This window comes from Sediminibacterium sp. FW305-C-49 (assembly GCF_058231085.1).
On record NZ_JBIQXS010000002.1, the window covers coordinates 441,304 to 463,861 of the forward strand.

Here is a 22,558-nt window from a genome sequence, read left to right on the forward strand (position 1 = left end):
TTCTCCCCTGAAGGGAAGACAAAGGGGATTTTAATTTTATATACTATGAAATTTTTTATCGACACCGGTAATCTCGCACAAATCAAAGAAGCCAACGATTTAGGTATCCTGGATGGTGTAACCACCAATCCATCACTGATGGCCAAAGAAGGCGTAAAAGGTGAGGAAGCCATTGCTAACCACTACAAAACCATTTGCGAACTCGTAGATGGAGATGTAAGTGCTGAAGTATTATCAACCGATTTTGCCACGATGGTAGAAGAAGGAAAAAAACTGGCAGCCATCCACCCCAATATCGTTGTAAAAGTTCCGATGATTAAAGATGGTGTAAAAGCCATCAAGTGGTTCACCGATAATGGTATTCGTACCAACTGTACACTGGTATTTTCTGCCGGACAGGCCATACTGGCTGCAAAAGCTGGCGCCACCTATGTATCTCCTTTTATCGGTCGTATTGACGATAGTGGTTGGGATGGTATGGAACTGATTGGTCAGATCCGTCATATTTATGATATCCAGGGATTCAAAACAGAAATCCTTGCAGCTTCTATCCGCAGTGCATTGCACATCACCAAAGCGGCAGAACTCGGAGCAGATGTTTGTACCTGCCCACTCGATTCAATCCTGGGTCTGTTAAAACATCCTTTGACTGATATCGGACTGGCCAAGTTCCTGGAAGACGCTAAAAAAATGTAATCATCTTTTTGAGTGAAATAGAGAAGCCGGATCATATGATCCGGTTTTTTTTACAGATTTTTCAATGCTTCTCTTTTACTCAGAGGAGCAAGTGTATGCCTGGCGACAAATTTTTTAACCCAGTCCGGATTTGTCTTTCCGTATTCCCGCAGGGCCCATCCAATGGCTTTCTGAATAAAAAATTCTTTTGAGTTGCTGCAATGGTTGATATACTTTGACAGCAGCAAAGTATCTGTATCTTTTTTTCTGAATTTCTGAAACATAATGCTGCTTCTTTGCAGCCATATGTTTGAAGAAAGATTCCATTTTTGTGTTACCGGTTGTATCTGTTCGGGATAAAGTTTGAAATAGGGATGTATCCAGTCGCTCGCAATGGTATCAACCGAATCCCACCAGCTTTGGTGAAGCAGTCCAAATTCGATGGTTGCAATGCTTTTTTTGTTCCATAGTTTTTTATGAAAAGCATAGAGTTCAATACCTGCATGGTGGAATTCGCGATAAGGGTGTTGAAAACATGCTTTAGTGATGGCTGTTAACTCGTTAAGATCTGTAAGCCTGTGATCATTAAAATACATCTTACAAAGTGATCTTCTTACAGGTGTTGTAATACCATAATGCTCAAATTGGTTGAGTAAGTATGCTTTTGCTTTTGAGGCCTGTTCCGGGTCAGCTTCCCGCTCAAAAGCTTCCTGTAGCGGTAAAAGATATTTATGCAACATGTGTTAGCTCAATCAGTCTTTTTTCTGTATTACTTTTTCTGGCGGCCTCCAGTATCTGCATAACGCGTATGCCATCTTTGGCCGAAACAGGATTATTGCCTTTTCCTGTAAGTGCATCGTATATACGGGCATAATAATGACCGTAATTGCCGGCGATGGTTGGTATTTTTTTCCGCTCTTCAATACCGTTGATCTTTGTATTCAATAGACCCATTTCCGAAACTGGTTCTTCACCCCAGTTCGGTTGGCCGGGTTTTTGTCCAGCCAGCAATACAGCTTCCTGTATATCTGCTCTTGATTTAATAAAGGAACCATTTAAACCATGAACAATAAAAGAAGGGATGGGCTCTTTTATCAACAGACTCGATTTTAATCGTACTCTGATAGAAGGGTAGTACAAAAGGAGGTCAATATAATCGTCAACCTTCGAATCGCGACGTAAGGTTCGTATATCAGCAAACACAGCGTCAGGCATACCAAACAGACATATGGCCTGGTCAATTAAATGTGGACCAAGATCATATAATAAACCTGCTCCAGGAGCTGCTGTTTCTTTATGCAGTTTCGGACTCAGTTCTTCTTTATACCGGTCGAAATGAAATTCAGCTTCATGCACGGGCCCTAATAAGCCATCGCTGATTACTTTTTGAACGGTCTGAAAATCACTGTCCCACCGGCGATTCTGGAAAACAGATAATAGCCTGTTCTTTTCCGTTGCCAAACGATCCAGTTCGATGGCTTCATCTACGGTAGTGGTAAATGCCTTCTCCACTATAACATGTTTATTGGCCCCCAACACTTTTTTTGCGTAATCAAAATGGGTTCCGGTTGGAGTATTTACAACGATGAGATCAATGCTTTCATCATCCAGTAATTCTTCCATTGTTCTGGCAATATGCACATATGGATATATAGCAGTTGATTCAGATCTTGTTCTTTCCCAGATGGCTTTAAGTTCAAAGCCAGGATGCAGGTGAATAAAGGGTGCATGAAAGACTTTGCCTGAAAGACCAAAAGACAATAAAGCAGTTTTGATGGTTTGCATAAGATTAGTTTACGATGCTCTTTAAAAATAAAAAACCTGCTTCAAAGAGCAGGTTTTTTATTTTTAATCTTATTGTACAGCGGGTTTTTCCCTGGCTTTCATTTTGTCCATATAACTGATACCATCAATGATCCATTTCTCTGCTGGTTTGCCCAAAAGATAATGTTCAAACCATTCGCGCTGGCGTTTCTGGTAATCAATCTGGTTTTCTTTTTTGGCCAGTCCATGATTTTCATCCGCATACACCAGCATTACATGCGGTTTTTCCATCCTGCGCATGGTACCATACATTTCAATACCCTGGTGCCAGTCAACAGCCCCGTCTTTATCACCAAATGCAACGAGTAAAGGTGCTTTTATTTTAGCAGCATTAAACATGGGAGAGTTGCGGATATGTTCCTGCGTACGCTCATACCACGGACCATCAAAACGCCCCTGACTGGTTTCAAAAATTTTCTGGTCAGGTGTGCCCGTGTTCCAGTAGATTGATAAAGACATACTGATAAGGTCTGTTAAAGGAGCGCCTGCACAGGCTGCTTTGAAAATATCTGTTTGTGTAATGATGAAAGAAGTCTGGTATGCACCCCAGCTATGACCCATTAAACCTACTTTGGTTTTATCGATCATACCTGTTTTCAACACTTCTTCTACTGCAGGTACCACACAGTTAACAGCACTCATACCTGGTTCGTTGGTATCATAAATAATATCGGGCCTGAATACAAAATAACCATTGCTGGTATAATTAGTGGTATTGTAAGCACTGCGTTCAGATGGTGTAACATAACCATGTACTGTATTGGATAAGAGTTCATAGATATAGACAATCATCGGATATTGCTTACCAGGCTCATAATTGGCAGGATAAAACAAAGCACCCTGCATTTTTTTTCCTTTCTTACTGGTGAAATTTACCAGTTCACTTTTACCCCAGTAAAAATCGGTTTGCTGGGGATTTGTACCCGTAATTTTTTTATTGTTACTGAAATCATCCGTAGCATATAGTTCCGGCGACAGGTTATAATCCTGTTTTACAAAGCTGAAACTATTCGCTTCAGCGGCTTTCGTGAGACGACCCACAGAAAGGTTTTCATAGATCAGCAGTTGTATATTGTTATTCTCCAGTTTGGCATAACCGAATTTCTTTGTTTTGTCGCCATACAAAGAAATGTAAATGGGCTTGCTGTCATCGAGATATGGGTATTCAAAATCTGTTCTGGTTACACGGTGTGTGATCTCGTCTTTCTCACCATTGGTAATTTTTCTGGCAGCACTCCCATCAGGTTTCAGCGCCCAGATATTGTATTCATCATACAGTAATACTTCCTTGTCATTTTTTAACCAGCCACCCATGCCAAACGGGGGTTTGCTGGCAGTATGGTCATCCCTGGTGTTCCAGAAAGCAGTCTTGATATTTTGGGTTAGGTTGCTGGTTTGCTGAGTGGCAATATTGTAGATCCACCAGTTCTTGTCGCGGAAGAAATACAGGTATTTACCATCAGGTGATGATTGCGGACCGGTAAAAAATCCGGAAAGCATTTTTTCGTACAGTAATTTTTCTTCTCCTGTTTTGGTATTTACAAGGTAGAAATCGGCATAGTCTTCCTTGAATGCAGGTTTGTATTTATTATTGGTGGAAGTAATAGCAAAGGCTTGGTTGCCACTTAACAGGGCAATAGGTGTATTTTCTTTGGCCAGTTGCAGAAACTGGTTACTGCCAATATTCCATACAGATAAATAACTCGCTTCCTTATCCTGACCAAAAGTAATTTTCTGTCTGGGTTGAATCTCAGGATCCTTCCAGTGCCAGATATCTACAGCGGCTAATTTATCATCGGGTTTGGCAACAGGTTTAGGAGCTTGTTTGGAACTGTCGCCCGACTTTTTTTCTTCTTTTTTGGGTTTGGCAGTCCATGTTTTAATGCCAAAAAAGAGTGCGCTCAGGTCATCACTTAATCTTGGGGTACTCCCATTGTGTACACGCATGTCTTTGGGGAAAGCTGCTGTCTGTTGCGGGTCGAATGTTTTGAGTGAAGGGTTATTGTACAGGTTTACGTAACCATGAACAGTAGCGCTTTCTTCTTCATAATCTTTGTTTTTAAAAGTTTTAAAGAAGGCAAAACCATCACCTTCACGATGCCAGTTGAGTTTGGAGAACTTCAATGTATCGCTTGCAATGATTTTCAGGCTGTAATTTTTCAGGTTCAGCAATTCTACCGCATTACCTGCTGTATTGGCTGATTCAACGATATAAGAGAGATAATCGGCTTTTTTGTTGAATGCATATTCAGTTACATTGCCAATGGTATGTGTGGTGCCATCGACCAGATTTTTTACCAGTAAAACACTGCCTTTGTCTTTATGCTCTTTCGGAGGGGCAAGGTATACGGCAAGAAATTTGCCGTCTTTTGAAAAACCAAAACGATTGATATTCTGCACTACTTCTTTTTTGCCGGTAGCAAGGTTGAGTAATCCCATTTTGTATTCAACGAGTCTGCTCTGTTCACGTAATTTTTCCGCCTCTTTAAAAGGGATACCAATGCGGTAAGCCACCCATTGGTTATCGCCGGAAAATTCAAAACTGGTAGCAAATTCCAGTTTATATACTTTATTTGTTTTGCGGTTAACGATAAAGAGTGTGTCATTGTCTTCCTGGATAGAAATCTGGTAGCCTACCCAGTTACCATCGGGCGACAAATCGGTGCTGCCAATCTGTTGCCATTTCCCGTAATCAGCAGCAGTGAGTTGTTTTTTCTGCTGTGCATAGGTTGTTGAACAGGTCACGGAAAAAATGACCAGAAGCAGTAATAGCGAATACCTCATGTTGTTAGTTTTATCCGGACAAGATAATAAAAAATGAGCCTTTATCTGATAAGACGTATAATTTGAAAAAAGAGTGACAAATCCCATTTCCGGCAAATTTTTTGTTAAAAAACAACGAAAATGAAAACCCTTTTGGGCATCTTTTGTTATCGTCGCAAGATTTGAAGCCCTATAAACACATGATTAAATAGCCATACATGAAGATTTTACTGATAGAGGATGAAGCTGCTGTCATCTCATTGATTGAGCGCGGGCTCAAAGAAAAAGGGCTGGAAGTGAGTGTGGCCATGGATGGAAACACTGGTTTGCAGATGATTCGCGACCACCAGTTTAACCTGGTCATTTTAGACATCATGCTCCCGGGGATGAATGGGATACAGATTTGTAAAGAAATCAGGTCGATGGGACTTGAGGTTCCCGTTCTGATGTTAACCGCTTTGGGCAGCACAGAAAATATTGTAACCGGTTTAGACAGCGGTGCAGACGACTATATGGTAAAACCTTTCAAAATAAATGAACTGATCGCCAGGGTGAATGCGCTTGGCAGAAGAACTTTCAGAAAACCTCAGGTGAGTGAGTCCCATATATTGCAAATCGCCAACCTGAAACTGGATACCGATGCTAAAATGGCTCTTCGCGATGATGAAATCATTTCACTTACCTCTACAGAATATAAATTACTCGAGTTTTTTATGAAGAACCAGTCGCGTGTACTTTCGCGTATGGAGATACTGGAAAATGTATGGGATATTGATTTTAATCTGGGTACCAATGTGGTAGATGTTTATGTGAACTACCTGCGAAAGAAAATAGATAAAAGCCGTGACAGCAAACTCATTCATACGATGATTGGTATGGGTTATATGATGAAGGAGAGTGCCTGATGAATATCCGCAATAAGATCACTACGCTTTTTACCATACTTACGGGCGGCATTATCCTGATGCTGAGTATTTTTATTTATCATTTCAGCAGTAAATCTGTCCAGAAAGAATTTTTTCATCGGTTATCTGTTCGCGGAGGTATTGCAGCACAGGCGCATTATGAGGAAGAGACATTAAGTGTCACCGTGTACAATGAAATCAGAGAGAAACATTTGCAACGTCTGCCCGAAGAGCGCGAATATTTTTTTGATAACCTGCCCAACAGAGATTCATTAAAAAAGCAGGGTATCATACTGCCGATTGGTTTCGAAAACCAGATGACACAAAATGTAAGAGTACAATTTATCATCGATAAAGTCTACTATGTAGCGATTCCTTATATCCACGAAGGAAAAAAATTTACTGTACTGATGTCTGCAAGGAATGAGTCAGGTGAACAGGCCATGAAAGATATGCGCCAGAATCTTTTCCTGGGAATATTGTTATCTGTCATTATTGTATTTGTTGTGGGACTTCTTTTTTCTGCAGAAATTGTAAACCCTATCTCCAATATGATCAGCCGGGTAAAAAAAATCAGTGCATCGAATCTGGACATGCGTTTACCAGAGCAGAGCGGAAAAGGAGAAATAGCGGGTCTCACACAAACTTTTAATGATATGCTCGACCGGCTGGAGACTTCATTCGAAACACAAAGAAATTTTGTGAACAAACTTTCTCATGAACTCCGGACACCGCTCACTGCCATTATTGGAGAAGCAGAGCTGGCGCTTGATAAGGAGAGAAACGCAGAAGAATACCAGCAGGCATTGGCTGTGATAGCACGGGAAGCTGATCAGTTACACCATCTCACCACGAGCTTGCTTGAGCTGGCACAGGCAGGTAATAGCGTGAACGAAGAATTTATGGGACATATCAGACTAGATGAGCTGGTATTGTCTGTAAAAAAACTGGTAGATTTTACTGATCCTCAAAACCATATCCATATCAATTTTGAAGAGTTACCTGATGATGAATCAAGGATCACGATATTCGGTAACCTGAACTTATTAAAACTGGCTATTACGAATGTGGTTCAAAATGCCTGTAAATATTCCGATAACGGAAAGGTGACGATATCGTTGCGGGCAACGGAAAAACAATGTATACTCGTGGTAGAAGACCGTGGTATTGGTATTCCCCCAAAAGAACTACGTTATATATTCGATCCCTTCTTCAGGGCATCCAATACTACTGCATATAAGGGCTATGGGGTGGGTCTTCCACTTGCGCAGAAAATCATCCGTATACATAGGGGTGAAATTAAATTCACTTCCATGGAAGGGGCTGGTACAAGGGCCGAAATGCGTTTCCCTATTCAGTCTTAACAGCTTAAGAGCCTGTTTTTCAACTTTTTAAAAATGTTGTTAGAGCGGCATTAGAATTTCCGGGCATTTCTAATACCATTCTTAGAAACTTCTAACTGCTTCTTAATTGTATCCTTAGATCGCTCCAATACCTGCCAGCTAGTTTTGCTTTTTATCACGAATCATCGTTTTAATCATCAAAAATCAAACAGGTATGAAAAAGATTATTATTCCGACGAGATGCACAGAACATGCGGTACATCTGTTTCGACTGGCCGCAAAATTGTACAGTAATGAAGGTTTTCACTGTACATTCCTGCAGGTGGTACCCATACCAGACAACGAAAGTGATCTTTTAACATTGGGTAGACAGCCCGATGGCTATATTTTTTCAGAAAATTCACTCAATAGTATAAAGGCAATAGAAGCTGAACATGTACAAGTGGTAAAAGGTTATAGCATCGACAGAATTTATGGTGATTCTCCGGCAGTATTCAAACAATATATACAGGAGTTTGGCGCGGATATGGTTTTTTATTCACGCGAAGAATGGCAGGAAGCACGCAAGGAACTGAACCTTGATGTGTTCAGAATGTTATGCCGCTCCCGTTGTCCGATCATGTATATCGCAAAATCTGATCTGGCCAACATATCAGAAGAGTTATTGCAACCACAAACAAGAGCCTACCATACAGCCCGCGAAATGTCTGAAGCTGTTTCATTGATCAATGCCACAAAAGATAGAGCAAACGAGATTCCTGAAGCGCTGGTTTATCAGTTTAATGCAGTAGAAAAAAAATTATCAGGGTTTTCAGATATGATGCAGTCTAAAGATATTCCAACCGTAAAAATGGGTAAGCTGTCCAGCTATTTTATGCGTGAACAAAGACTGGAACGAATACTCATGCAATCCAATGTATCACTGTTGTTGTTGACCATCTGATCAGATTAAAAGCAATTGAAAAGCAGACGTTATGTTATTGAAGGGAAAAGTTCCGGTAAAGTATATACTGGGTAAAATTAAATATGAGATCGTTCTCATTTCATTGTACACATCTACCATCTGGTACCTGAGTAAGGAATACAATATTCATGAACTCTCCATACCATTAGGGGTGCCAACTATTCTGGGTACAGTGTTGTCATTGTTGCTGGCATTCCGTTCGAACCAGGCATACGACAGGTGGTGGGAGGCCAGAATCATCTGGGGTTCTATTGTCAATGATTCCAGAACACTTACCAGACAGTTATTGTGTTTTGTACAAACAGGATACAACGACCCGGAGAAAAAACATTTTATCGATCGTTTTGTGAACCGGCAAATAGCATGGTGTTATAGTCTTGGAAAAAGTTTACGTGGGCTCGATCCTCTTGAAGGTTCTGCAAGGTTACTTACCAAAAAAGAAATCGCTTTTGTGAAAAATCACGACAGCGTTCCATATGCCTTACTGAACCTGCATGCAAAGGATCTGAAACTGGCACTGGAAGAAGGATGGATCAATGAATTTCAGCAGGTAGAGCTTGACGATACACTCAGCAGATTATGTGATGCCATGGGGAAATGTGAGCGAATCAAGAACACCGTATTCCCGATGACCTATAGTCTCTATATTCATTTCGCCCTTTATTTTTTTATTCTCTTATTACCTTTTGGTGTCATTGAATATGTAGGGGCAATAGAAATTCCGCTGGTCACCATTCTTGCATCTTTCTTTTTACTGATTGAAAGAATGGCCGTACACCTGCAGGATCCGTTCGAAAACCGTCCAACCGATACGCCGATGATGGCCATATCAAGAGGTATTGAAAGAAACCTGCGACAGATGATCAATGATGAAGATGTGCCGGAGAGAATGGTTGCGGAGAAGTATTATTTGATGTAGGGGAGGAGTCCGAAAGACAGAAAGTCCGTAAGACCGAAAGTAGGATGAAAATAGTAAGACCTCTGTGTAACTCTGTGCCGTACTCCGTTACCTCTGTGGTTAACCACGGAGTTTCACAGAGTATGACACAGCGTTACACGGAGGTCTTGTATATAAAAAAATCTTTCAGACTTCCGGTCTTCCCGTCTCCCGGACTTCTCTAAAACAACTTCAATCCATAATATCCAATAGCCGTAAACAGTGCACACCTGGTAAATACACCAAGACAACACCATACCAGTAATTTTTGTAAGGGTACATTAAAACCCACACCTACACCAATACTTACGGGAGCGCCAACGGTCATGGTACCGAAGAAACCCAGACCAATGATCCCATATTTTTCCCAGATGGTATAGATAAGCCCTGTTTTTGGTTTCTCAGGTTTGGGTTTACGATATTTGGCAAGAAAGGTTTTGATTTTATCACCTAAAAAAGTAGCTACAAATACACCCACCAGTCCACCTATCAGGCTGGCCAGGAAAATAACCCAGGCGGGCAGTCCAAAAGCAAAGCCGGCTGGAATGGCGGCATAAATTTCAAAAGTGGCAAGACCGGCAACGGTTAAAATCTTGAGTGTCATAGGCAGTAATCAGCATTTTCTTAAAGCCGTGAAAATAGGCAGAGATGATGGTTAAACACGGGTTTGAAAGATAATTGTTTGTGAAGGTTGTTTTTTATAGTTATCCCCGCGTTGTGAACAGAGGTAGGTTTCAGGAGGTAAAAGCTTGCATATACGCAAGCTGCTTTCTATTTTGTAGGAATAAATTATTATCCCCCTTAAAACGATTGCTTATGAACACCACAAAAATGTTGATTTCCGGTATTGCCGGAGGAATTGCTGCATTCTTTGCAGGATGGCTTATTTATGGAATGTTGTTAATGGATTTTATGGCCCAAAACAGTGGTACCGCCACTGGTGTAATGCGAGCTGAAGCCGATATGGTATGGTGGGCGCTGGTTGCCGGTAACCTGCTTACTGGTATTCTGTATTCTTACATTTTCAACCGTTGGGCCAATATCAGTACACTGTCGGCCGGACTTTCTGCTGGTGCGGTTATTGGCTTGATCATGGGAGCTGCTTTTGACCTTACCATGTATGGAACATCTAATATCCTGGCATTAAATGGTGTATGGGTTGATATTGCAGCTTCGGCTGTATTAGGTGCCATCACAGGTGCTGTTGTTGGCTGGGTAAATGGTATGGGCAAAAAAGCCTGATCAGTAGAATAGAACGCACATCTAAAAAGCGATCCGTACGGATCGCTTTTTTTGTTGACCGGTTTCGGCAAACAGGTATGAGTGTCTATCTTCCGATTTTATATTCTGTTATGAACCGCATCGACCGCCTGTTTAGCATCCTCACTTTTCTGCAATCAAAAAAATATGTGCCGGCAGAAAAGATTGCAGAAAAATTCAACCTCAGCGTAAGAACCGTATACCGCGATATAAAAGCACTGAACGAATCCGGTGTGCCCGTAAGTTTTGAGCAGGGCAGGGGGTATTTTATTGTGAATGGTTATTTCCTGCCGCCTGTTTCTTTTACAAGCGAAGAAGCCAATGCGCTATTACTTATGGAAGCAGTAGTCAATGGTTTTTCAGACCGGTCTATCCAGAAAAATTATTCCAGTGCATTGAATAAAGTGAAAAATGTATTACAGTCGACCCAGCAGGAAAAACTGGAAACACTGGCATCACGTATTCGTTTGCATGTGCCGGAGTGTATGACTTTACAGGTATCCTATCTCTCCGTGTTGCAGGAAGCCATTACCGGACGCACCATGATTCAGATTGCCTACCTCAACAAAAACCAGGAACCCAGTGTGCGGAAAGTAGAACCCATTGGGTTGATATTTTATGCATTGGCCTGGCACCTGATTGCCTGGTGCCATAAAAGAAATGGCTACCGCGATTTTAAAGTGGCCCGTATCCAGAAACTCACCAATACCGACACTCCGTTTATTCACCGGAAACATATTTCGCTCGACAGCTACATGAAAGATATTCCGGTAGAATACTGAGGGAACAGAGGAATAAGGAATATGGAATAAGAAATCAGGAAGTGGGTGTCTTTTCTATGTAACAACAAAATATTCCTTTCTCATTCCTTATTTCATGTTCCTTATTCCTCTGTTTTATACCCCAATCTATGCCCTAAACTTTTTTCAAACCGGCTGCCATAGGGTTGTCAGTACCCATCGGTTGTTTTGTGTTATCAATTAAAACAATCAATTATGACAATCATTCAAGCCTTCCAGCAGGAACTGGAAAACGAAGCAGTAGTAACCCGTAAAATGCTGGCCCTGGTACCCAACGACAAATACCAGTGGAAACCCCATTCTAAAAGTATGACCCTTCAGCAACTGGCCACCCACACGGCTGAACTGCCTACATGGATTGGTATGGTTCTAAACTCAGATGAACTTGATTTTGGATTGCACCCTTACAGCCCTAAGATCATTGAAAACACGGCAGATCTTATTGCGTATTTTGATGCCAGTCTGAAAGAAGGACGTGAGGAACTGAAAAATGCTGACCCTTCCAACCTATCAAAAAACTGGACACTCCGCAATGGCGAACAGATTTATACGGTGGAAACCAAGTATAGTTTTCTGCGCAGCACATTGAGCCAGATTATACACCACAGGGCACAACTGGGTGTTTACCTGCGCTTACTGGATATACCAATACCGGGTAGTTACGGTCCGAGTGCGGATGAGCATATGTAGAACGAAAATCCCCCGGCTAAATATGTCGGGGGATTAATTAGCATAATGATAAACGCTGTGTTACCTAAGAAATTAACTGTTTTATATTTCTGCTCACATTAATTGTGTGCATTTAATGCCGAAGTTTAACGAACAGAATGACTACTATAAAATGAGTACTACAAAGATTTATACATTTTCAGCCGTTTTAGAAATAATTGGGATGAATCCGTTTGTTTTTTTACCCGATAAAATCTTAAAATCTATTTTTGGTCAAGCAAAAACAGATAAAGGGGCTATTCCTGTAATAGTTACAATTGGAGAGAAATCCTTTAAGCAATCATTGGTGAAATACCGGGATGAATGGCGGCTCTATATTAATTCAGGCATGCTTAAAAATTCACCAAGGCGAATTGGAGAAATGCTTAAACTCTCAATAGCGTTTGACCCAATCGAAAGGCTAATAAAACCGCACCCTGGGTTTGTGCAAGCTTTGAATGATAATAGAGAAGCAAAAAAAGCATTCGATAATTTGCCTCCTTCTGTACAAAAAGAAATGATCAGGTATATATCTTTTCTAAAACGCGAGAATAGTATAGCTGAAAATATTATAAAAGCAATTGGCTTTTTAGAAGGCAGAAATAAATTTATTGGAAGAGAACCATTTATTAACAACTAAATAAAATACAATGAGCTTACAAACATCCATGACAAACAGTGTTGATTATAATATTTGGGTAACTGAACAATTGGTGAACTGGTTAAAAAATTATCCGGAAGCATTGTTGGAAAAAGACTGCCCGTCGAGTTTTAGCAGTATCGCCAAAACCCTGAAACATATCAGCGACACTCAATTATACTGGTCATCCATGATTCGCGAAACGCCAACACCAGCGTTTGATTATATGGCTACGGACGTAGATGTTCAAGTTGAAATTGAAAACTTGCTGAACGAAGCTAAAATTTTAGCAAGCTATGTAAAAGAAAATATCGAAGCCATGAATGAACCCCGTTTAATAGAATCGGAATGGTTTTCATCGAATTTCCCGAAGTATGAATACCTGCAACACCTGATGATTCATACAACCTATCATCGTGGTCAGATTGTTACGATTGGGCATAATGTAGGTATCTCAAAAGCGCCGATGCTGGACTATAATTTTTGGAATGTGATGCGGCAGCAAGCGAAGTAACCATTCCTAACATAGCGTCAATTTACTTTCTTTTAACAATTCGTTTCTGTATTCTGCATGGTCTAAATAAGTTTATATGAGTATCTTACCAATAAGCAAGTGAGCGGTCGTTTATCTCTCACTTGCTTTTATCAGGTAGCTATTTGGGCGAATAATTAAACCTTCTAACCTAAAAATGCAATTGCTCAAAACGATACGGCTTATTGGCAGCTTCTACCAGAACTTTCTACTGGCTTCCATCGTAATTACTATTTGTTGTCTAAGTATTTTCTGGAGCAATGGGTTTAGTAGTTTTATGGCTATTTTCTGGTTTAAAATACTCACACTGGCACTCACTTATTATTTTGTCAACAGTTATTATAGGAAATGGTATTACTATTATTTCAACCTGGGTATTTCTAAAGTGGTAATCTGGACTGTATCACTCTTTTTTGATCTAGCCATTTTTTTATTCCTCATTATTCTCATGAATAAAATTAGGTGATGCATATACTGGAAGCAGATGGTATTGAACTGGAGTTTAATGGGAGAAAAATCTTATCCAGTGTGTATTTGAAATGTGAGACAGGGAAAATAACCGGACTCCTGGGGAGAAATGGACAAGGCAAGAGCTGTCTGATGAACATTATCTACGGTAGTCTTGTTTGTGAAAAATCGGTTCGGTTTGATCATGTACCTCAAAAGTTTGCTTTCAGACAGCCCGATTTAATATCGTATCTCCCGCAATTCAATTTTATTCCCGGACGATTTTCTCTGAAAAGAGTATTCAAAGATTTTGAATTGAGTTATTCCGTATTTGAGCAACAGTTTCCTGAATTTGCTTCAAAGTACTCAACTGCATTGGGAAGTCTGTCAGGCGGAGAACGCAGACTGGTCGAGCTTTATGTGATACTGAAAACCAGGTCTCAGTTCGCCTTGCTGGATGAACCTTTTACACATTTGAATCCCATTCAAATTGAAAAGGTAAAAGAACTAATGCGGGAAGAGAAAAAACAAAAGGGTTTACTTATTACAGATCATATGTATAAACATGTGGTTGATGTTTGCGACAATCTGTATGTGCTGGCAAATGGAAGAACTCATTTAACTGGGAGTATGGAAGATATTGAAAGGCTCGGGTATGCAAAGGTGGAATGATTGGTACTTCCGTGTGTAAGTGTGTTTTTTATGGACTACATTTAGTATTATCTTTCATCTTAAATAACTATACATCGTTTTCAAATGAAAAACTTTGATGTTCCCAATTGGGTAATAATAATAGGAGCAGTCGGGCAAATGTTTACAGCTATTATTTATCCATACATACGCCATGTTGTGTTTGACTGGTATAATGATATCAAAAAACTAAAACCCTTAAATCAGGAAATAGCTAAAACATATGGCCGATATATTCAGGGATTAAATTTTTCTTTTGGTTTAATATCTCTGCTTCTGACCGATGAATTAAAGAATCAGACCGGGCTTGCAGTAGCAATTACTGGCTTGATTGCTGCTTATTGGACAGGAAAAGTCATTACGCAGTTTGCTTATTATCCGATGTATCAAATACCTAAGAAAATAATATTCCGGATTGGCGAAATTGGGATGAATCTTTTATTTATCACTTTTGCTATAGTTTTTATACTCTTGTTTATTACAAACTTGATTGGTTATTCAGCACATACTTAAGATTTCAGTTTACTTATAAATAAGTGACACTAATAAATAGAAATCCCCCGACAAAAATGCCGTGGGATTTTTAGTATTGAAAGAGGTTGGTAAATTAACCCGCCACCTGCTTACGTATAATATTCAACGCACCACCCGCTTTAAACCACTCAATTTGTTGTTGGTTGTATGTGTGGTTTACGCTGATACGGTCAGAAGAACCATCTGCATGATGTAATACAACGGTTAATGGCTCACCCGGTGCAAATGAAGTAAGACCTTCAATATCGATGGTATCGTCTTCCTGTATTTTTTCGTAATCGTTTTTATCTGCAAAAGTCAATGCCAGCATACCCTGTTTTTTCAGGTTGGTTTCGTGGATACGGGCAAATGATTTTACGAGGATGGCACGAACACCCAAGTGACGTGGCTCCATGGCTGCATGTTCCCTAGAAGAACCTTCACCATAGTTTTCATCACCTACTACGATAGAACCAATATTGGCTGCTTTATAAGCACGCTGTGTGGCTGGTACGGGACCATATGCACCAGTCAACTGGTTTTTAACGAGATCTGTTTTTTCATTGTAGAAATTCACAGCACCAATCAGCATATTGTTACTGATATTATCAAGGTGCCCGCGGAACTTCAGCCATGGACCTGCCATCGAAATATGGTCAGTCGTACATTTACCTTTTGCCTTGATGAGGAGTTTCAATCCTTTCAGGTCTGTTCCTTCCCAGGCTGCAAACGGATCAAGTAATTGTAAACGTTTAGAAGCCGGATCAACCGCTACCTGTACGCCACTTCCATCAGCAGCAGGAGCCTGGTAACCCGCATCTTCAACGGCAAAACCACGCTGTGGTAATTCCTGACCAGTAGGTTCATCCAGTTTAACCTGTTCTCCTTTTTCATTGGTGAGTGTATCGGTAATTGGATTAAAAGTAAGATCACCTGCAATCGCTAAAGCAGTTACCAATTCTGGTGATGCTACGAATGCCAGTGTATTTGGGTTGCCATCGGCACGTTTCGCAAAGTTTCTGTTGAAAGAGTGAACGATGGTATTGCGTTCTGCTTTTTCGGCACCCACACGATCCCACATACCGATACAGGGTCCGCAGGCATTGGCAAAAACAGTGGCACCAATTTCTCCGAAAATATCGAGGAAGCCATCACGCTCAATGGTATAACGAACCTGTTCGCTACCGGGTGTAATGGTGTATTGTGCTTTTGTTTTCAGTCCTTTTTCTTTTACCTGGCGTGCTAAACTTACAGCACGACTAATGTCTTCATAAGAACTGTTGGTACAGCTACCAATTAAGCCTACTTCAACTTTGGTAGGCCATCCGTTGGCGGCGGCCATTTCTTTCATTTTGGAAATAGGCGTAGCTAAATCTGGTGTGAATGGACCATTCAGGTGTGGCTCGAGTTCGCTGAGGTTAATTTCTATTACCTGGTCGAAATATTTTTCAGGAGAAGCATACACTTCAGGATCTGCATTGAGCGAATCTTTTACTTTGTCTGCCATAGCCGCAACTTCTTCACGACCTGTTGCTTTGAGGTAACGGCTCATGCTTTCATCGTAACCAAATGTTGAAGTGGTGGCACCAATTTCGGCACCCATATTACAGATGGTTCCTTTACCGGTACAGCTCATGGCGCTGGCACCTTCACCAAAATATTCTACGATGGCACCGGTTCCACCTTTTACGGTGAGAATACCTGCTACTTTCAGGATCACATCTTTAGGAGCTGTCCAGCCACTCAGTTTGCCTGTTAATTTAACACCAATCAGTTTGGGCCATTTCAGTTCCCATGGTAAACCGGCCATTACATCGCAGGCATCGGCACCACCTACACCAATGGCAATCATACCCAAACCACCGGCATTCACCGTGTGAGAGTCGGTACCAATCATCATACCACCGGGAAATGCATAGTTTTCCAATACTACCTGGTGAATAATACCAGCACCCGGTTTCCAGAAACCGATGCCATATTTATTGGATACAGAAGCGAGGAAGTCGTACACTTCTTTGCTTTCTGCATTGGCTACTTCAAGGTCTTTTTTAGCTTCCAGTTTAGCAGTAATGAGGTGATCGCAGTGTACAGTGGAAGGAACGGCTACTTTAGGTCTGCCGGCCTGCATAAACTGCAACAATGCCATTTGCGCCGTTGCATCCTGCATGGCTACGCGGTCGGGGGCAAAATCAACATATGATTTGCCTCTTTCAAAATTACTCAGTTGCTGATCTTTGTGCAGGTGTGCAAAAAGAATCTTCTCCGACAGGGTAAGCGGGCGTCCCAGCGCCTTACGTGCTGCATCAACCTTAGCGGGCATCTCAGCGTACACTTTCTTGATCATTTCAATGTCAAATGCCATGGAATATTAATTTTAGATGTATGATTTGGGATGTCTGATCTCTGATGTCAGATCTCAGATGTCAGATGGCAGATTGAGGGCCTGAAACAGGGTTCAATCAATATTATACCTCTGAGGCTGCGAATTTACGAAAAAAGGAGATAGCTTCTAGTCTATAGTCCATGGTTGATCGTTAATTGTCAGGAGGTTTTTTACCATGAACTATGGTCTATCGACCATGGATTACCTCCTTTTTCGCCAAAATTTTCTAATTTGCAGACAAAGCCCCCTTTAACAACAGTCTTGTATGCAAAAAATCAGAGAATTTCTTGAACTGAGGGCATTCGGTGTTTGTACTGCCATGGGTGAAAAACTGGGTATCGCCAGCTCCAGAATCAGGATGTGGTTTATCTATATTTCTTTTCTCACCATGGGATCACCCGTTATCATTTACATGATCCTTGCATTTTGGATCAATATCAAAAATTATATCCTCGCAGGCAGGAGAAATCCGTTGAGGAACTGGTGAAAAACAGAGGAATATCAAACAGAGGAACAGAGAAATTTCCAATGTTAGTTAAGCTGGAAATTTCTCTGTTCTTCTGTTTCTCTGTTCTACTGTTTAACTGCTCCTCTAAGTTTCACCAACTGTTCCAACAACGGTTTCAACAAATCAAGTTTCAACATATTAGCGCCATCGCTTTTGGCTACGGCGGGGTTGGGGTGGGTTTCTATGAATAAACCATCTGCTCCGGTAGCAATGGCTGCTTTGGCAATGGTACCGATGAGTTGAGGATTACCACCCGTTACACCTGTGGTCTGGTTGGGTTGTTGCAGTGAATGTGTACAGTCCATAATCACAGGGCAACCATGTTCCTGCATCCAGGGAATATTGCGATAGTCTACGACGAGATCCTGGTAGCCAAATGTGGTGCCACGTTCTGTGAGCATGATCTGGTTATTGCCGGCCAGTTTTATTTTATCAACTGCGAATTTCATGGATGGGCCACTGAGGAACTGCCCTTTTTTTACGTTGACTACTTTGCCCGTATCGGCAGCGGCGATCAATAAGTCAGTTTGTCTGCAGAGAAAAGCGGGTATCTGCAGAATATCAATAAACGGAGCGGCCATGGCTGCTTCATCGTGTGCATGAATATCTGATGTGGTGGGCAACTTGTAGGTTTCACCTACTTTTTTAATGAGCGATAAACCATTGTCGTCACCAATACCAGTGAACGATGATGCACTGGTACGATTGGCTTTTCTGTAACTCGCTTTAAACACATAGGGAATTCCGAGATCAGCACAAATTTTTGATACGGTATCGCCCACTTCCATTACCAGTTCTTCACTCTCAACTACACATGGACCTGCAATCAGGAAAAAGTTATTGGAATCGTATTGCTGATGTCTGAATAAATCTGCCAAATAAGCTGGAATCATGAAACTTGTTTAGGGGGTAAAATTACGGAATTGGAGGCGTGAATGGTCAAAAACGAATGGTCAATGATGAATCGTGAATATTAGCTGCTTAATTAACGATTCACCATTGACCATTCACGCCTCAAGATTCCTCTTTTTTCTCTTTCTTTGCTTCTCTAAAACAGGATTGCATGTCGCAGCAAAAAGAAAAAATACTGGTGATTGGCGCTTCGGGTCAGATTGGTGTTGAACTGACGATGGCGCTGAGAAAATTATATGGCAACAACAATGTAATCGCATCTGATTTACGTGAACAAAATCCTTTGCTGGAAGGTACAGGCCCCTATGTGAGTCTGGATGTAATGAACAAGGAAATGTTACATGTGCAGGTGATTCGTCAGAACATTACACAGATTTATCTCCTCGCAGCCATTCTTTCTGCTACAGGCGAAAAAAATCCGAACCTGGCCTGGCACCTTAATATGCAGGGGTTATTAAACGTACTCGATATTGCACGGGAAGAAAAGCTGACCAAAATTTACTGGCCCAGTAGTATCGCGGTGTTTGGCCCAACATCGCCCAAACAAAATTGTCCGCAACAAACCGTTATTGAACCGACCACTGTGTATGGTATCAGTAAATATGCGGGTGAGTTCTGGTGTAATTATTATTTCCAGCGCTATGGAGTGGATGTACGCAGTTTGCGTTATCCGGGACTCATCAGTTATAAATCAGCACCGGGTGGAGGCACGACCGATTATGCAGTGGAAATTTATCATGAAGCACTTGAACACGGTAAGTATAAATGTTTTTTGCAGGAAGACACGTATTTACCCATGATGTATATGCCAGATGCTATTCGTGCTACTATGGAACTGATGGAAGCGCCTACTGATAAAATCGGGGTAAGAACCTCTTATAATTTGTCGGGCATGAGTTTTTCACCCAAAGAAATAGGTGCAGAGATTGTTAAACATATACCAGGCTTTTCGATGAGTTATGCGCCCGATTATCGTCAGCAGATCGCCAATAGCTGGCCACAGAGTATTGATGACAGTGTGGCTACCCGCGACTGGGGCTGGAAACCTGAGTATGACCTGGCGAAAATGACAAAAGACATGTTAGAGAACCTGAAAAAATAAAAACAGGTGCAACGTTTTTCATCCTTTCGGTATCATATATATCGATTTGACACTGGAATCATTCCTGCAATCAATCAAATCTTTACCGGGGGGTAAACAAAAAGAGCCGCCATACTTGTATGGCGGCTCTTCTTTTATTAGTTGTTATATCATTAGAACCTGAATCCGATATTGATACCGGCTCCGCGGATTCCTGCCCATGGGCCATCAGCCTGTATGCTGGCTCCTGTGGAAGTAACCACCGCATTTTTAAACTTGAATGGTTTTGCATCAATACCATCTAATTCGGCTTTTACCGCGTCTCTTTCCTGCTGGGTATTGAAAGCTTTTGTTACCCTCAGGTCACCATTGCTGCTTCCGTAGTGCCCACCAATGATCCAGATATCCAAAGTCAGTACTTTGAAAATTCTGTGCTGGGTACCAAACATGATACCTCCACTGGTTGATTTGATTTTTCCGGCTACGGGTGCTTCATCGGTTACATTACCAGAACCATTGTTGTACGTGTACTTGATAGGAGCAGTAATGTCGAAAGATGCAAACCGTAAATAAGGTGCTACATAAAATCCTCTCAGGTTGCCTTTACCAAGATAAAATCTTATCTCTGGTGTAAAAGCGGTATTACCCATTTCAAATTTGTTGAAATTAAAGTCAGTGCCATCAACCAGACTTTCAAATGTGCTTTTGAATGGCAGACTACCTTTTGCCATTGTTCTGAAACCCAGTGAAGCAGAGATGCGTCCGGTAAGTTTTCTTTCATAGGTTATATGAAAGTTTTTAGCGACAAGTGAACTTAGGTTCAATTTAACGATGTTTTTCCCGCTCAATACAGGAACCTGCGCTTCCGATACAAACGGAATGCAGAGCAGAAGGACGAGCCATTTTTTCATACAGTTGGTTTTAGTGGTTACAGGATAGCTAAATCAGCTACCGTTTTATTCTCGAGTACTTTTAATGTATTATCTCTCACTTCAATCATCACTTTGTTCAGACCGCATTTTTTCTCATTGCAGTCATGGCATTTTTCATAGAAGTTAAGACTAACGCAAGGCAGTAATGCAATGGGACCTTCAATCAGTCGCATCACTTTTGCCAGGGGGATTTTATGGGGCTCTACATTGAAGAAATAACCTCCGCCTTTTCCTTTCTTGCTGTCTAATAATCCGGCTTTCTTTAATTCCAGCAGGATATTTTCTAAAAATTTCAGCGGAATTTTTTTCTTGCTGGCAATTTCAGCAATCAATATCGGGCCCTCTTTTTTGCGTTCGGCCATAAAGGTAAGGGCTTTAAACGCATATTGTGTTTTTTTTGACAGCATAAGGGGTTGATTGAGGGTATTTTCATTAATGGTGCAACGTTATATCATTCACCAAAAATGTTTTTCTTTACAAAGAAATCATTCTCATGCGAAAAATATCAAAACTTTCTTTATTTATTATCATAGCGACATGTTTTTGTATCGCCACTCAGGCGCAAATACTCAAAAGACCACGTGCGCTTGTATTTGGAAACCTTGCTTATGCAGATCCAACAGGCAGTGGACTGGATGCAAATTACCGAGCCGGAGTAGCCGGTGAATTTGGAGGCGGCCTCGGCCTCGGGAAAACCATCTTTACAGGAAGTGTGGGCTACCAGTTATTCAGCAGCAGGCCGGGTGTTGCTGCGGGTAACCTGCGTATAGTTCCTGTTAAAGTAGGGGTTCGGCGTTATTTAGTAGGTAGTATTTTTTTACAGGCGCATGGAGGAGTAGCCACACAGAGCTATGCTTATAGCGGTACCAAAGGTTCTTCTTTTGTGTATGAACTGGGTGGAGGACTAAAATTGTTGAAAATGCTTGAAATACAACTTACCACTAATAGTTGGAAACAACCTGCTTCATTCAGCAGATCGAATGCATGGTTTTTGAAAGCAGGCTGGTCGTTAAGGTTATAAGCCCAATACTTCTTTCATTCCCAATACACCCTGGTGTTTTATTGCATATTCGGCGGCAAGTATGGCACCACCTGCAAAACCTTTCCGGTTATGTGCAGTATGAATGATTTCAATATCATCAATGGGAGAGCTGTATTTTATTTTATGGGTACCTGGTGCCGGATCTATTCTTTCAGAAATAATAGCCAATTCATCTTCTTTTGTTGATGGAGTATTTACCCATTGCTTTTTTCTACTGATGGCTTCCATAATCTGTTCTGCCAAAGTAATAGCTGTTCCGCTTGGTGCATCTTTTTTCTGTGTGTGATGAATTTCTTCCATCGATACATCATAATCCGGATGCTTGCTCATGAGTTTGGCAAGTTGTGTATTGATTTCAAAGAAAAGATTCACCCCGATACTATAATTGCTGGCATATACCAGTGTACCTTTTTTTTGTTCACATAATTGACGGGCTGCTTCAAATTGATCTAACCAGCCTGTAGAGCCACATACAACAGGGATGCCCAGTTCCAGGCATTTCATCACATTATTGAAAGCGCTGTGCGGACTGGTAAATTCAATGGCTACATCTGCCCTGGCTGCATTTTCGGCATTGAGTTCATGCGCATTGTCCAGATCAATCTTTAACACAATCGTATGACCTTTTGCTACTGCAATTTCTTCAATGGCTTTTCCCATTTTTCCATAGCCAACTAAAATGATATTCATCTCCTTGAA

The 22,558-nt window shown here is 41.1% G+C and carries 25 protein-coding genes; 16 read left to right on the top strand and 9 right to left on the bottom strand.

What is annotated here, in order from left to right; all coding sequences use genetic code 11:
* Window positions 1–45 precede the first annotated feature (45 nt).
* Window positions 46–696, top strand: coding sequence for a fructose-6-phosphate aldolase (gene fsa / locus ACH3Z1_RS09350; RefSeq protein ID WP_490821661.1), 651 nt, complete (start codon window positions 46–48; stop codon window positions 694–696).
* 50 nt (window positions 697–746) lie between these two features.
* Here fsa and ACH3Z1_RS09355 read toward each other — a convergent pair whose 3' ends face one another.
* The 3 genes from ACH3Z1_RS09355 to ACH3Z1_RS09365 form a co-directional block, all read right to left on the bottom strand.
* Window positions 747–1,415, bottom strand: a complete 669-nt coding sequence (locus ACH3Z1_RS09355; protein WP_490821662.1) for a DNA alkylation repair protein — start codon at window positions 1,413–1,415, stop codon at window positions 747–749.
* Window positions 1,405–2,460, bottom strand: coding sequence for an oxidoreductase (locus tag ACH3Z1_RS09360; protein WP_490821663.1), 1,056 nt, complete (start codon window positions 2,458–2,460; stop codon window positions 1,405–1,407). Before ACH3Z1_RS09360 ends, ACH3Z1_RS09355 begins: the two co-directional genes overlap by 11 nt.
* Before the next feature lie 69 nt (window positions 2,461–2,529).
* Window positions 2,530–5,283, bottom strand: a complete 2,754-nt coding sequence (locus ACH3Z1_RS09365) for a S9 family peptidase (RefSeq protein WP_490821664.1) — start codon at window positions 5,281–5,283, stop codon at window positions 2,530–2,532.
* Between the two features lie 197 nt (window positions 5,284–5,480).
* Between ACH3Z1_RS09365 and ACH3Z1_RS09370 the strand changes: the two genes are divergently transcribed.
* The 4 genes from ACH3Z1_RS09370 to ACH3Z1_RS09385 all read left to right on the top strand — a co-directional run bounded on the left by ACH3Z1_RS09370 (window position 5,481) and on the right by ACH3Z1_RS09385 (window position 9,393).
* Window positions 5,481–6,167 (top strand): response regulator transcription factor, encoded by a 687-nt coding sequence (locus ACH3Z1_RS09370; RefSeq protein ID WP_490821665.1) that lies wholly within the window; start codon window positions 5,481–5,483, stop codon window positions 6,165–6,167.
* Window positions 6,167–7,531, top strand: coding sequence for a sensor histidine kinase (locus ACH3Z1_RS09375; protein ID WP_490821666.1), 1,365 nt, complete (start codon window positions 6,167–6,169; stop codon window positions 7,529–7,531). The genes ACH3Z1_RS09370 and ACH3Z1_RS09375 overlap by 1 nt, the downstream gene beginning before the upstream one ends.
* A gap of 193 nt (window positions 7,532–7,724) precedes the next feature.
* Window positions 7,725–8,453 (top strand): hypothetical protein, encoded by a 729-nt coding sequence (locus ACH3Z1_RS09380; RefSeq protein ID WP_490821667.1) that lies wholly within the window; start codon window positions 7,725–7,727, stop codon window positions 8,451–8,453.
* Between the two features lie 31 nt (window positions 8,454–8,484).
* Window positions 8,485–9,393, top strand: coding sequence for a bestrophin family protein (locus ACH3Z1_RS09385; RefSeq protein ID WP_490821668.1), 909 nt, complete (start codon window positions 8,485–8,487; stop codon window positions 9,391–9,393).
* 199 nt (window positions 9,394–9,592) lie between these two features.
* On the opposite strand, the gene ACH3Z1_RS09390 is transcribed toward ACH3Z1_RS09385, so the two are convergent.
* A complete protein-coding gene (locus tag ACH3Z1_RS09390) occupies window positions 9,593–10,015 on the bottom strand; it encodes a hypothetical protein (RefSeq protein WP_490821669.1) in 423 nt (140 codons plus the stop codon).
* Window positions 10,016–10,227: 212 nt separating this feature from the next.
* On the opposite strand from ACH3Z1_RS09390, the gene ACH3Z1_RS09395 reads away from it, so the two are divergent.
* The 8 genes from ACH3Z1_RS09395 to ACH3Z1_RS09430 all read left to right on the top strand — a co-directional run bounded on the left by ACH3Z1_RS09395 (window position 10,228) and on the right by ACH3Z1_RS09430 (window position 15,001).
* Complete coding sequence (locus tag ACH3Z1_RS09395; protein WP_490821670.1) at window positions 10,228–10,653, top strand: hypothetical protein; 426 nt, start codon at window positions 10,228–10,230, stop codon at window positions 10,651–10,653.
* Between the two features lie 110 nt (window positions 10,654–10,763).
* A complete protein-coding gene (locus ACH3Z1_RS09400; protein WP_490821671.1) occupies window positions 10,764–11,453 on the top strand; it encodes a helix-turn-helix transcriptional regulator in 690 nt (229 codons plus the stop codon).
* 213 nt (window positions 11,454–11,666) lie between these two features.
* Window positions 11,667–12,161: a DinB family protein gene (locus tag ACH3Z1_RS09405; protein ID WP_490821672.1), complete on the top strand. Its 495-nt coding sequence runs from the start codon at window positions 11,667–11,669 to the stop codon at window positions 12,159–12,161.
* A 151-nt stretch (window positions 12,162–12,312) separates the two neighbouring features.
* Window positions 12,313–12,819: a YdeI/OmpD-associated family protein gene (locus tag ACH3Z1_RS09410; RefSeq protein ID WP_490821673.1), complete on the top strand. Its 507-nt coding sequence runs from the start codon at window positions 12,313–12,315 to the stop codon at window positions 12,817–12,819.
* Between the two features lie 10 nt (window positions 12,820–12,829).
* Window positions 12,830–13,333: a DinB family protein gene (locus ACH3Z1_RS09415; RefSeq protein WP_490821674.1), complete on the top strand. Its 504-nt coding sequence runs from the start codon at window positions 12,830–12,832 to the stop codon at window positions 13,331–13,333.
* A 175-nt stretch (window positions 13,334–13,508) separates the two neighbouring features.
* Complete coding sequence (locus tag ACH3Z1_RS09420; protein WP_490821675.1) at window positions 13,509–13,817, top strand: hypothetical protein; 309 nt, start codon at window positions 13,509–13,511, stop codon at window positions 13,815–13,817.
* Complete coding sequence (locus ACH3Z1_RS09425; protein ID WP_490821676.1) at window positions 13,817–14,470, top strand: ATP-binding cassette domain-containing protein; 654 nt, start codon at window positions 13,817–13,819, stop codon at window positions 14,468–14,470. Before ACH3Z1_RS09420 ends, ACH3Z1_RS09425 begins: the two co-directional genes overlap by 1 nt.
* Before the next feature lie 84 nt (window positions 14,471–14,554).
* Window positions 14,555–15,001, top strand: coding sequence for a hypothetical protein (locus tag ACH3Z1_RS09430; protein WP_490821677.1), 447 nt, complete (start codon window positions 14,555–14,557; stop codon window positions 14,999–15,001).
* Window positions 15,002–15,095: 94 nt separating this feature from the next.
* On the opposite strand, the gene ACH3Z1_RS09435 is transcribed toward ACH3Z1_RS09430, so the two are convergent.
* Entirely contained in the window at window positions 15,096–17,363 is a 2,268-nt protein-coding gene (locus ACH3Z1_RS09435; protein ID WP_490821678.1) for an aconitate hydratase, read from the bottom strand.
* A gap of 286 nt (window positions 17,364–17,649) precedes the next feature.
* Between ACH3Z1_RS09435 and ACH3Z1_RS09440 the strand changes: the two genes are divergently transcribed.
* Window positions 17,650–17,871 carry a PspC domain-containing protein gene (locus ACH3Z1_RS09440; RefSeq protein WP_294994929.1) on the top strand — a complete coding sequence of 74 codons (222 nt, stop codon included), beginning with the start codon at window positions 17,650–17,652 and terminating at the stop codon, window positions 17,869–17,871.
* Window positions 17,872–17,957: 86 nt separating this feature from the next.
* On the opposite strand, the gene kdsA is transcribed toward ACH3Z1_RS09440, so the two are convergent.
* Entirely contained in the window at window positions 17,958–18,785 is an 828-nt protein-coding gene (gene kdsA / locus ACH3Z1_RS09445) for a 3-deoxy-8-phosphooctulonate synthase (protein WP_490821679.1), read from the bottom strand.
* A 170-nt stretch (window positions 18,786–18,955) separates the two neighbouring features.
* On the opposite strand from kdsA, the gene ACH3Z1_RS09450 reads away from it, so the two are divergent.
* Entirely contained in the window at window positions 18,956–19,906 is a 951-nt protein-coding gene (locus ACH3Z1_RS09450; protein WP_490821680.1) for an NAD-dependent epimerase/dehydratase family protein, read from the top strand.
* 152 nt (window positions 19,907–20,058) lie between these two features.
* Here the strand turns inward: ACH3Z1_RS09450 and ACH3Z1_RS09455 are convergent, their stop codons facing one another.
* Together ACH3Z1_RS09455 and ACH3Z1_RS09460 are read right to left on the bottom strand one after the other, a co-directional pair.
* Entirely contained in the window at window positions 20,059–20,796 is a 738-nt protein-coding gene (locus ACH3Z1_RS09455; protein WP_490821681.1) for a hypothetical protein, read from the bottom strand.
* A gap of 17 nt (window positions 20,797–20,813) precedes the next feature.
* A complete protein-coding gene (locus ACH3Z1_RS09460; RefSeq protein ID WP_490821682.1) occupies window positions 20,814–21,224 on the bottom strand; it encodes an RrF2 family transcriptional regulator in 411 nt (136 codons plus the stop codon).
* Between the two features lie 86 nt (window positions 21,225–21,310).
* Between ACH3Z1_RS09460 and ACH3Z1_RS09465 the strand changes: the two genes are divergently transcribed.
* Entirely contained in the window at window positions 21,311–21,838 is a 528-nt protein-coding gene (locus ACH3Z1_RS09465; RefSeq protein ID WP_490821683.1) for a hypothetical protein, read from the top strand.
* Here the strand turns inward: ACH3Z1_RS09465 and dapB are convergent.
* Window positions 21,833–22,549, bottom strand: a complete 717-nt coding sequence (dapB, locus tag ACH3Z1_RS09470; protein WP_490821684.1) for a 4-hydroxy-tetrahydrodipicolinate reductase — start codon at window positions 22,547–22,549, stop codon at window positions 21,833–21,835. The genes ACH3Z1_RS09465 and dapB overlap by 6 nt on opposite strands.
* Between the last annotated feature and the right edge of the window lie 9 nt (window positions 22,550–22,558).

What these genes read in the sequence shown, in the direction of transcription:
- fsa (WP_490821661.1), top strand. Translation starts at nt 46, where the DNA reads ATGAAATTTTTTATCGACACCGGTAATCTCGCACAAATCAAAGAAGCC.
- ACH3Z1_RS09355 (WP_490821662.1), bottom strand. Translation starts at nt 1,415, where the DNA reads ATGTTGCATAAATATCTTTTACCGCTACAGGAAGCTTTTGAGCGGGAA.
- ACH3Z1_RS09360 (WP_490821663.1), bottom strand. Translation starts at nt 2,460, where the DNA reads ATGCAAACCATCAAAACTGCTTTATTGTCTTTTGGTCTTTCAGGCAAA.
- ACH3Z1_RS09365 (WP_490821664.1), bottom strand. Translation starts at nt 5,283, where the DNA reads ATGAGGTATTCGCTATTACTGCTTCTGGTCATTTTTTCCGTGACCTGT.
- ACH3Z1_RS09370 (WP_490821665.1), top strand. Translation starts at nt 5,481, where the DNA reads ATGAAGATTTTACTGATAGAGGATGAAGCTGCTGTCATCTCATTGATT.
- ACH3Z1_RS09375 (WP_490821666.1), top strand. Translation starts at nt 6,167, where the DNA reads ATGAATATCCGCAATAAGATCACTACGCTTTTTACCATACTTACGGGC.
- ACH3Z1_RS09380 (WP_490821667.1), top strand. Translation starts at nt 7,725, where the DNA reads ATGAAAAAGATTATTATTCCGACGAGATGCACAGAACATGCGGTACAT.
- ACH3Z1_RS09385 (WP_490821668.1), top strand. Translation starts at nt 8,485, where the DNA reads ATGTTATTGAAGGGAAAAGTTCCGGTAAAGTATATACTGGGTAAAATT.
- ACH3Z1_RS09390 (WP_490821669.1), bottom strand. Translation starts at nt 10,015, where the DNA reads ATGACACTCAAGATTTTAACCGTTGCCGGTCTTGCCACTTTTGAAATT.
- ACH3Z1_RS09395 (WP_490821670.1), top strand. Translation starts at nt 10,228, where the DNA reads ATGAACACCACAAAAATGTTGATTTCCGGTATTGCCGGAGGAATTGCT.
- ACH3Z1_RS09400 (WP_490821671.1), top strand. Translation starts at nt 10,764, where the DNA reads ATGAACCGCATCGACCGCCTGTTTAGCATCCTCACTTTTCTGCAATCA.
- ACH3Z1_RS09405 (WP_490821672.1), top strand. Translation starts at nt 11,667, where the DNA reads ATGACAATCATTCAAGCCTTCCAGCAGGAACTGGAAAACGAAGCAGTA.
- ACH3Z1_RS09410 (WP_490821673.1), top strand. Translation starts at nt 12,313, where the DNA reads ATGAGTACTACAAAGATTTATACATTTTCAGCCGTTTTAGAAATAATT.
- ACH3Z1_RS09415 (WP_490821674.1), top strand. Translation starts at nt 12,830, where the DNA reads ATGAGCTTACAAACATCCATGACAAACAGTGTTGATTATAATATTTGG.
- ACH3Z1_RS09420 (WP_490821675.1), top strand. Translation starts at nt 13,509, where the DNA reads ATGCAATTGCTCAAAACGATACGGCTTATTGGCAGCTTCTACCAGAAC.
- ACH3Z1_RS09425 (WP_490821676.1), top strand. Translation starts at nt 13,817, where the DNA reads ATGCATATACTGGAAGCAGATGGTATTGAACTGGAGTTTAATGGGAGA.
- ACH3Z1_RS09430 (WP_490821677.1), top strand. Translation starts at nt 14,555, where the DNA reads ATGAAAAACTTTGATGTTCCCAATTGGGTAATAATAATAGGAGCAGTC.
- ACH3Z1_RS09435 (WP_490821678.1), bottom strand. Translation starts at nt 17,363, where the DNA reads ATGGCATTTGACATTGAAATGATCAAGAAAGTGTACGCTGAGATGCCC.
- ACH3Z1_RS09440 (WP_294994929.1), top strand. Translation starts at nt 17,650, where the DNA reads ATGCAAAAAATCAGAGAATTTCTTGAACTGAGGGCATTCGGTGTTTGT.
- kdsA (WP_490821679.1), bottom strand. Translation starts at nt 18,785, where the DNA reads ATGATTCCAGCTTATTTGGCAGATTTATTCAGACATCAGCAATACGAT.
- ACH3Z1_RS09450 (WP_490821680.1), top strand. Translation starts at nt 18,956, where the DNA reads ATGTCGCAGCAAAAAGAAAAAATACTGGTGATTGGCGCTTCGGGTCAG.
- ACH3Z1_RS09455 (WP_490821681.1), bottom strand. Translation starts at nt 20,796, where the DNA reads ATGAAAAAATGGCTCGTCCTTCTGCTCTGCATTCCGTTTGTATCGGAA.
- ACH3Z1_RS09460 (WP_490821682.1), bottom strand. Translation starts at nt 21,224, where the DNA reads ATGCTGTCAAAAAAAACACAATATGCGTTTAAAGCCCTTACCTTTATG.
- ACH3Z1_RS09465 (WP_490821683.1), top strand. Translation starts at nt 21,311, where the DNA reads ATGCGAAAAATATCAAAACTTTCTTTATTTATTATCATAGCGACATGT.
- dapB (WP_490821684.1), bottom strand. Translation starts at nt 22,549, where the DNA reads ATGAATATCATTTTAGTTGGCTATGGAAAAATGGGAAAAGCCATTGAA.